This window comes from Pseudolactococcus yaeyamensis (assembly GCF_054658615.1).
The window spans coordinates 1-8,795 of sequence record NZ_BAAGGP010000098.1; the positions used below are offsets into that span (position 1 = coordinate 1).

Here is an 8,795-nt window from a genome sequence, read left to right on the forward strand (position 1 = left end):
CGCGGATCTGTGACGCTTTCTAAATACGCGTAGATTTCGTACATCATGAACTCCCTTAATAGCTTTTCTTTTACTTTAACATAAATAGAGATACTAGGGAACTATTTATTTCATGCGTTTGTCGTGCTATTGTAAGGACATGAGCACTTTTTTAACAAAAATTATTGCATTTATTTTAATTTTCAAAGCATTTAAGGATGGCAATTTACGAGACAAAGTGGCAAAATAGAGGTATGACAAAACTAACACAAATTGCCACATATCTCGGCAAAGAAAATTGGGATATGACTTTTATTACCAACCCAACAACTGTTCATTATTTAACAGGTTTGACGATAGAGCCTCATGAGCGAATTTTAGGCTTGATGATTTTTCCTGATCGTTCGCCACTGCTTTTCACACCTGAGCTTGAAATTGAAAAAGCTAAGACTCATGTTAATTTTGATGTCATCGGTTATGCAGACAGTGAAAATCCTTGGGCTAAAATCAAGGCTCACTTATCAGGTCTGACCCTCAAAACAATTGCAGTCGAATATGATCATCTGATTCTCAGTCAATCTGACGGCTTGAAATCCGTCTTTGACGGCATCTCTTTTGCCAATCTGACACCAGTAATCAATCGGATGCGACTCATCAAATCTGACGATGAAATCCAAAAAATGATTGTCGCAGGGGATTATGCAGATAGCTGTTTTGACATCGGTTTTCAGTCTGTGGCGTCTGAAAAAGGGCTGACTGAAATGGATGTCATCGCTAAGATTGAGTTTGAGATGAAACGCCAGGGGATTTCCGAGATGAGTTTTGAGACCATGGTCTTGACTGGTGCCCGCGCGGCTAATCCTCACGGTGTGTCTGAAACAGTTCAGATTCAGCAAAATAAACTTTTACTTTTTGACCTCGGTATCATGTCTAATGGCTATGCTTCTGATGCCAGTCGGACGATTGCCATCGGTCAGCCGAGTGATTTTGACCGCAAAATATACGAGATTACACGTGAAGCCCAGCAAGCTGCTTTTGATTTTGTCAAACCTGGCGTGACCGCTTTTGAGGTTGATAAGGTGGCGCGCGATGTCATCACTAAGGCCGGTTATGGCGAGTATTTCACGCACCGAACTGGGCACGGTATCGGCATGGATGTCCATGAATTTCCTTCTATCGGTGGCAGCGAAGATATTACCATTGAAAAAGGCATGTGTTTCTCAATTGAACCTGGTATCTATATCCCGAATCAAGTTGGCGTGCGCATCGAAGACTGTCTCTATGTAACAGAAACTGGCGCTAAAAGTTTCACCCAAACTTCCAAAGACTTGTTAATCTTTTAAATGATAGGCCGCACCTACTAGTGTAGGTGTTTTTTGCTTACCTTTTTGCCAATGCTGCAGCGGATACGCAGGGCTTATCAAAGGGTGTTTTTTTGAGATGTCAGGAAAACTCACATCTCAGAAAAGCGTTCTTTATTTTCACGCTTTTTTATGATAGAATGAAAAGGAATATATTTCGAAAGGGAACCAAACATGAAAAAAAATTTATTGATATTATTCACGGTTTTCATCACTTTGTTTTCGGCTACTGCCGTCAAAGCTGAAGAAAAAGTGGTAAAAATAGCCAGTGACTCAACCTATGCACCCTTCGAGTTTCAAGATGCAAATAAAAAATATGTCGGAATTGATGTTGATTTGATGCAAAAAATTTCTGAGATGAATGATTGGCAACTTGACCAATCCTTCCCGGGTTTCCAAGCAGCACTCGATCAAGTCATCGCTGGACAGGCAGATGGTGTGATTGCTGGAATGTCCATCACAGATGAACGCAAAAAAGTCTTTGATTTTTCTGATTCTTACTATGCGTCATCAGTCGTCATTGCTTCCAAAAAGGGCAATAAAATCACTGCCTACAAGCAACTCAAAGGCAAGACAGTTGGTGTGAAAAATGGCACAGCATCACAAGATTTCCTATCGAAAAACAAAGCTAAATACGGCTATACCATCAAAACTTATGATGAGGGCGCTCAGTTATATGAAAGTTTAAAAGTTGGTGCTGTTGATGCCATCATGGATGATGAGCCAGTGATTAAATACGCCATTAATCAGGGACAAGCTTTTGAAATCAATATGGGCGGCGAAAAAGTTGGCGACTATGGCTTTGCGGTCAAAAAAGGCACACATCCAGAACTCATCAAAGGCTTTAACAAAGCCTTGAAAGAACTCAAAGCCAATGGTGGTTATGATGCTATCCTAGATAAGTATACCGCAACATCTACTGATACTGATATTAAACTTGTCAAATCTGAGTATAAAATCGCTTCCGACTCACTCTTTGCGCCATTTGAATTCCAAAATTCATCTAAAAAATATGTTGGGATTGACGTTGATTTAATACAGGCAATTGCAAAAAATCAGAAATTTAATGTTAGCATGGACTTCGTTGGTTTCCAAACTGCCGTTGACCAAACCCAAGCCGGGCATGCTGATGGCATGATTGCTGGCATGTCAATCACAGATGAGCGGAAAAAAGTTTTCGACTTCTCTGATCCTTATTTCACAGCTAATGCAACGCTTGCTGTCAAAAGCACAACCACTGACATTAACTCTTACAAAGATTTAAAAAGGAAAACAGTCGGGGTTAAAAACGGGACGGCTTCTCAAGCCTTTATTGATAAAAATAAGGACAAATATGGTTACAAGGTTAAGGTTTTCGATGCTGCGGATACCATGTACGAAAGCTTAAATACTGGCTCTATTGATGCCTTCATGGATGATGAACCTGTCGTCAAGTATGCCATTTTACAAGGCAAGAAATTTGCAACACCGATCGAACCTGAGAAAATCGGGGAATACGGTTTTGCGGTTAAAAAAGGGACAAATCCTGAATTGCTTGCCATGTTCAATGCCGGTCTTGCCAAACTCAAAGCGAGTGGCGACTACGATAAAATCGTCGAAAAATACATGGGAAATACCGATTCAGACGACAATAAAGTCGACGAATCAACGATGATTGGGATTATCAAAAACAACTGGCAACAGTTGGCTAAAGGGCTTGGTTATACCCTATCTTTAACGATTGTATCCTTTGTTTTGGCTCTCATCATTGGTGTTATTTTCGGTCTCTTTAGCGTTTCACCAAGTAAATTCTTAAAAGGCTTCACGAGAGCCTATGTCGATCTTGTGCGTGGTGTGCCACTTATGGTGCTTGCCATCTTCATCTTCTACGGTGTGCCTAACTTAATCGAATCGATTACTGGACATTCTAGTCCACTTAATGATTATGTGGCGGGTGTCATTGCGCTCACATTAAATGCTTCAGCTTATATTGCTGAAATCGTCCGTGGTGGCGTCAACTCTGTGCCTATCGGTCAGATGGAGGCCTCACGTTCACTTGGTATTTCATATGTTAAAACGATGCGCCGCGTCATTCTCCCACAAGCAGTTAAGATTACCATTCCTAGTTTGGTCAACCAATTCATCATCTCACTGAAAGATACAACGATTATCTCAGCCATCGGTTTGATTGAATTGCTCCAAACAGGTAAAATCATCGTTGCCCGCAACTTCCAATCCTTTAAAGTTTACGGCTTAATCGCGATGATTTATCTCGTCGTCATTCTGGCATTGACCATCTTTGCACGTCGACTTGAAAGGAATATGAAATAATGGCAAAATTAAAAATAGATATCACTGATTTGCATAAATCATTTGGCAGTAATGAAGTCTTAAAAGGGATTACAACGCGCTTTAATGAGGGCGATGTTGTTTGTATCATTGGCCCTTCTGGTTCTGGTAAGTCAACTTTCCTGAGAACCTTGAACGGGTTAGAAGAAATTACATCGGGTACCGTCATCGTAGATGGCTACGATTTGAGCAATAAAAAGACCAATCTTAATCAAGTCCGCCAAGAAGTCGGTATGGTCTTCCAACAATTCAACCTCTTCCCGAACATGACGGTGCTTGATAACATCACTTATGCACCCCTTGAGCTTAAAAAAATGACCAAAGACGAGGCGCACACCAAAGCCCTTGATTTACTCAAAAAAGTTGGCCTTTCTGATAAAGCTGATGCCATGCCTGAAAGCTTGTCAGGTGGTCAGAAACAACGTGTGGCGATTGCACGCGCATTGGCTATGGATCCGGAGCTCATGCTCTTTGATGAGCCAACCTCAGCGCTCGACCCAGAAATGGTTGGTGATGTGCTGGAAGTCATGCAAGAACTTGCCAAGGAAGGTATGACCATGCTGATTGTCACGCATGAAATGGGCTTTGCCCGTAAGGTGGCTAACCGCGTTATCTTTACAGATGGCGGTGAAATCTTGGAAGACAGCACACCCGATCAAGTCTTCGACAAGCCACAACACCCTCGTTTGAAAGACTTTTTGAATAAGGTTTTGAATGTTTGATTGACAACATGAAGCCGAGACAAAAGGCTACTAAAAATAGGCTCCTAACAATTTTCGATGTGAATCGGAAACATCCAGAGCCTATTTTTATGTCATTTTTTAATAGACATGATTATATCGGAGAAAGGATACGAAATTGGTTGCAAAATCGCTGATTCTGTGTGGTTTTGGAATTGTTTTGACAAAACAATACCAAATTAGCATAAAACTGATGCGAACCCTAGAATATAAACTTTTCAAATCAAGTATTGACTGCTTCATTCTTTGTTTGCTCAAACGATGACACAAAAAAAGTTCTGACGAGCAAAATCATCAGAGCTTTTCAGGTTTCGATATTATTTCAACAATTTACCAGCTGCTTCATCTACAATCACGATGACATTATCGTGTTTTTGGAGGATTGATGCTGGCAGACTTTCAGTAATTTCACCTTCAACCATGGCTTGAATGGCTTCAGATTTGCCTTCGCCCCAAGCCATGAGGACGATTGTTTTAGATTTCATGATGCTTGCGATACCCATAGACACTGCTTTTTTAGGGACATCTGCTTCACATTCAAAGTAACGTGCGTTAGCCTTGATTGTGCTTTCTGTTAAGTCTACAACGTGTGTTGTCACATCAAATGATGTCCCCGGTTCATTGAAACCGATATGACCGTTGTGCCCGATACCCAAAATTTGGAAGTCAATAGGGTGCACATCAATAATCGTATCATAATGTTTCACTTCGACAGCTAAGTCTGCTGCTTTACCATCTGGTAAGAAATTTTCTTTAAATGGTTTGTCGTTGAACAAGTGTTGGTTCATAAAGTAACGGTAAGATTGCTCATCAGAACCATCAAGATCAACGTACTCATCAAGGTTGATGGATGTTTTATCTGAAAAATCGATGTCGCTGTTGATGATTTGGTTATAAAATTCAACAGGTGTTGAGCCTGTTGCCAAACCAAATGTTTTAGCACCAGCTGCGATTTGTCCTTTCAAGATGTCAAGGCCTACTTTAGCCCCTTCAAGTTGATCTTTAACTTTAATGATTTTCATGGTCTCTCCTTTTGGTCAAGCTTCATTATTTATTGGTATAGACCAATTATAATCTTCTTATTTGAATTTGTCAAGCATTTACATCTTAAAAGTGATATAATTTATTTTATGAATATTGAAGACTTTAATTTTGATTTACCTGAAGCATTGATCGCCCAAACACCCCTTGAAAAGCGATCTGAAAGTCGCTTGCTCGTCATCAACAAGGCGACACAAACGATGACGGATCAACATTTTTATAACATCATCGATGAGCTAGATACTGGTGATACACTGGTGCTGAACAATACACGCGTCCTACCTGCCCGCCTCCATGGCCAAAAAACTGACACAGGCGGTCACATTGAACTTTTGCTCCTTAAAAATACCGTTGATGATACTTGGGAAGTCCTCGCCAAGCCCGCTAAGAAGCTGAAAAATGGGACTGTGATTTCATTTGGCGATGGTCGTTTGACGGCAACGGTAGTCGACGACAGCCTAGAACACGGCGGTCGCATTGTCAGGTTTAACTACGATGGCATCTTTCTAGAAGTCCTCGAAAGTCTAGGCGAAATGCCGCTGCCACCTTATATCCATGAGAAACTCAAGGATCAAGGTCGCTATCAAACCGTTTATGCTAAGGAAAATGGTTCAGCAGCCGCGCCAACTGCTGGCCTTCATTTCACGGATGACCTCTTGGCTCAGATTGAGGCAAAAGGTGTGAACATCGCTTGGGTGACTTTGCACGTCGGTCTCGGGACTTTCCGCCCTGTCAGTGTTGATAATATCGAAGAACATGAGATGCACAGCGAGTTTTATAGCCTACCTGAAGAAACTGCTGATATCATCAATGCCACCAAAGCTATGGGCAAACGTGTGATTGCTGTTGGGACGACATCAATCAGAACACTTGAATCTGTTGCCAAAAAATTCGGCGGCAAAGTTCAAGCCGACAGTAACTGGACTAGTATCTTCATCAAACCCGGCTATCAATTTCAAGTCGTGGATGCTTTCTCAACCAATTTCCACTTGCCTAAGTCGACTTTGGTCATGCTCGTTTCTGCTTTTGCTGGTCGTGACTTTGTCTTAGCTGCTTATCAACACGCTATTGATGAACACTACCGCTTCTTTAGTTTTGGCGATGCCATGTTTGTCAAATAAGGCAGTTTTGACACCTATGATAAAAATCTCCTATCTCGGTCTACTGTCGCAGTAATTGAGATAGCGGATTTTTTTCTTGTCTTGATTTTAAAGTATTTCTGGCATGATATCTGCCTTGGCATTGGCCGACTTGGTCGGCAGTTGGGCTAGGATAATAGCTGTAAAGACGAGCGCACAGCCGATGAGTTCCCGACTAGATAAGCGATCGCCTAGGATGATAAAGCCTGCGAGGAGTGAAAAGACGGCTTCTAGGCTCATAATCATGGAAGCAACGACAGGTTTAACATGCTTTTGGGCGATGATTTGCAAGGTGTAGCCAATGCCTGCTGAAATTAAGCCAGCGTAGAGGATTGAGATTCTGGCTGAGATGATACCTGACAACTCAAGGGGTTCAAAAAAGGGCAGTAAGATGAGGGAGATGAGCGCTGCGACGAAGAACTGGGTCATGGCGAAATAAATCGGCTCGACTTTTGGCAAATAATAGTCGATAAAAAGGATTTGACAGGCAAAGCCGATGGCACAAAAGAAGACATAGAAATCTCCTGTTTGCACAGTAAAGCTACCGCCTGCTAGACAAAGGAGATACATACCTAGAAGTGCAATGGCAACACTCACCCAGATGCGTAGGCTGACTTTTTTCTTGAAGGCTAAACCAATCAAGGGAATGATGATGATATAAAGTGTTGTGATAAAACCAGCCTTACCAACTGTCGTGTACTGAATGCCGATTTGCTGGAGGAAACTGGCGATGAACAAAAGGACACCGCAAAAACTTCCTGCTAGGACAGATGTTTTGAGTTTGACCTTAGTCATCTGCTTATCTGCAAAGAAATAGGCGCAAGGTAAGACGGCAAGGCCACCTAGAAAATAGCGGCTGGCACTAAAAGTCAGTGGTCCGACATCGGTCGTCCCGACTTTTTGAGCGACAAAGGCAACACCCCAAATAAATGCCGTCAACATTAATAGTAAACAAGATTCGATTTGTTTTTTATTCATCGCACTTATACTTCACTTTCTAGGATATAGTCTCGTTTAATTTGGATGAAGGTCTGAATCAGCTGTAAAATCTGAAAAAGTCTTGCACGCGCTTCAAACTCTTCACGATTTTTGGGCAGGTCACTAGCTCGATAGATGTCCAGTGTTTCTTTTACTTGTTGCATCAGCGCTTTTCCATCGTTATCTTTGGCATAACTTTTGCCAATCTCCTTAAAGAGTTGGTTCAGGGCTGTCAACTGATCTTTTTGGACAGTGACTTCAATTTGAAGTAAAATTTCAGCGATTTGATGGAAAATTTCAACTTGTGTGGCACGCATGGCAAAGTAATCATAACTAGTCCCTGCACCACCATCACCAAATTGATTATCCAGATGTGTTCTTGCTAAAGTTAAACTTTCAGAAATATACTGCTCTAAATCTTCTACTTTATGTAAAAAATGGGCTTGCTCAGTTTTTTTCGCCATGATAAAACTCAGACGCTTAAACAAGTCACGAAAATGGTGTTCAATCCGCTTTTCTCGCTCTGACAATTCTGTCTGAAAATTTGGCATCTTCAAGTTGACGATAAAAGCTAATGATATCGCAATGAAATTAAGCAGAAATTCATTGAGCAAAAGTTGCGGGGTGATTTTTGTCGCCATCAAAAGATGTGTGACAAGGACAGCATTGGGTGCTATCCCTTCTGACATGCCACAAGCAGCAGAATAGGGTATAAAAATCAGTAGAAAAAGACCAAATACCAAGACATGATGACCTAAAATTGAGAACAACACAACCGATATAATCATGGCAGCTAAAAAATTAAGTAAGCGATTCTTACCACTTTGATAGGTTGATTTTTTTGTATTACCAACACTTAATATCGCAATGATGCCCGCTGCCGTAGCATAGTCTAACTTAAGTAGATTGGCGATGCTAATAGCTAGACTAGCTGCAATAACTGTCTTAACCGTTCTTGCGCCAATCTTAAAATCATTTGGGAAAATCTTCATAGTCTATTATAACATATCCCTTTTCAACTAAAGGTGAAGTTTGCCATCAGAAAAGACCTTCCTTTTGGGAAAGTCTCTATTCTTTGGCTTCATACCCAAGTTGAATTATGCCCGAGTTTGACAGTTAAAAATCAGAAAAACACTATTCCGCCTTGTGATATAAGGAGTTAGAGCGTTTTGTTCTCAATTATTTTTGTTGTATACACACCCCTCTTGCGAATTGTCTCAGCTCCTCTA

Annotated in this window: 7 protein-coding genes; 4 read left to right on the forward strand and 3 right to left on the reverse strand. The window is 41.2% G+C overall.

Annotated elements, in window-relative coordinates; genetic code table 11:
- Nucleotides 1–233 precede the first annotated feature (233 nt).
- The 3 genes from ACYQ21_RS13620 (at nt 234) to ACYQ21_RS13630 (ending at nt 4,390) form a co-directional block, all read left to right on the forward strand.
- Nucleotides 234–1,322, forward strand: a complete 1,089-nt coding sequence (locus tag ACYQ21_RS13620; protein ID WP_460059064.1) for a M24 family metallopeptidase — start codon at nt 234–236, stop codon at nt 1,320–1,322.
- A gap of 192 nt (nt 1,323–1,514) precedes the next feature.
- Nucleotides 1,515–3,650, forward strand: a complete 2,136-nt coding sequence (locus tag ACYQ21_RS13625) for an ABC transporter substrate-binding protein/permease (RefSeq protein ID WP_460059065.1) — start codon at nt 1,515–1,517, stop codon at nt 3,648–3,650.
- On the forward strand, nt 3,650–4,390 hold the full coding sequence (locus tag ACYQ21_RS13630; protein ID WP_460059066.1) for an amino acid ABC transporter ATP-binding protein: 741 nt from the start codon (nt 3,650–3,652) through the stop codon (nt 4,388–4,390). Before ACYQ21_RS13625 ends, ACYQ21_RS13630 begins: the two co-directional genes overlap by 1 nt.
- Nucleotides 4,391–4,725: 335 nt before the next feature.
- Here the strand turns inward: ACYQ21_RS13630 and ACYQ21_RS13635 are convergent, their stop codons facing one another.
- Entirely contained in the window at nt 4,726–5,430 is a 705-nt protein-coding gene (locus tag ACYQ21_RS13635; protein ID WP_460059068.1) for a glucosamine-6-phosphate deaminase, read from the reverse strand.
- A gap of 108 nt (nt 5,431–5,538) precedes the next feature.
- Between ACYQ21_RS13635 and queA the strand changes: the two genes are divergently transcribed.
- Entirely contained in the window at nt 5,539–6,570 is a 1,032-nt protein-coding gene (gene queA, locus ACYQ21_RS13640) for a tRNA preQ1(34) S-adenosylmethionine ribosyltransferase-isomerase QueA (protein WP_460059069.1), read from the forward strand.
- 87 nt (nt 6,571–6,657) lie between these two features.
- Here queA and ACYQ21_RS13645 read toward each other — a convergent pair whose 3' ends face one another.
- Nucleotides 6,658–7,566, reverse strand: coding sequence for a DMT family transporter (locus ACYQ21_RS13645; protein WP_460059070.1), 909 nt, complete (start codon nt 7,564–7,566; stop codon nt 6,658–6,660).
- A 5-nt stretch (nt 7,567–7,571) separates the two neighbouring features.
- Nucleotides 7,572–8,558 carry an aromatic acid exporter family protein gene (locus tag ACYQ21_RS13650; RefSeq protein WP_460059071.1) on the reverse strand — a complete coding sequence of 329 codons (987 nt, stop codon included), beginning with the start codon at nt 8,556–8,558 and terminating at the stop codon, nt 7,572–7,574.
- Nucleotides 8,559–8,795: the final 237 nt, after the last annotated feature.

Coding starts and splice junctions, on each gene's coding strand:
- ACYQ21_RS13620 (WP_460059064.1), top strand. CDS start 234: ATGACAAAACTAACACAAATTGCCACATATCTCGGCAAAGAAAATTGG.
- ACYQ21_RS13625 (WP_460059065.1), top strand. CDS start 1,515: ATGAAAAAAAATTTATTGATATTATTCACGGTTTTCATCACTTTGTTT.
- ACYQ21_RS13630 (WP_460059066.1), top strand. CDS start 3,650: ATGGCAAAATTAAAAATAGATATCACTGATTTGCATAAATCATTTGGC.
- ACYQ21_RS13635 (WP_460059068.1), bottom strand. CDS start 5,430: ATGAAAATCATTAAAGTTAAAGATCAACTTGAAGGGGCTAAAGTAGGC.
- queA (WP_460059069.1), top strand. CDS start 5,539: ATGAATATTGAAGACTTTAATTTTGATTTACCTGAAGCATTGATCGCC.
- ACYQ21_RS13645 (WP_460059070.1), bottom strand. CDS start 7,566: ATGAATAAAAAACAAATCGAATCTTGTTTACTATTAATGTTGACGGCA.
- ACYQ21_RS13650 (WP_460059071.1), bottom strand. CDS start 8,558: ATGAAGATTTTCCCAAATGATTTTAAGATTGGCGCAAGAACGGTTAAG.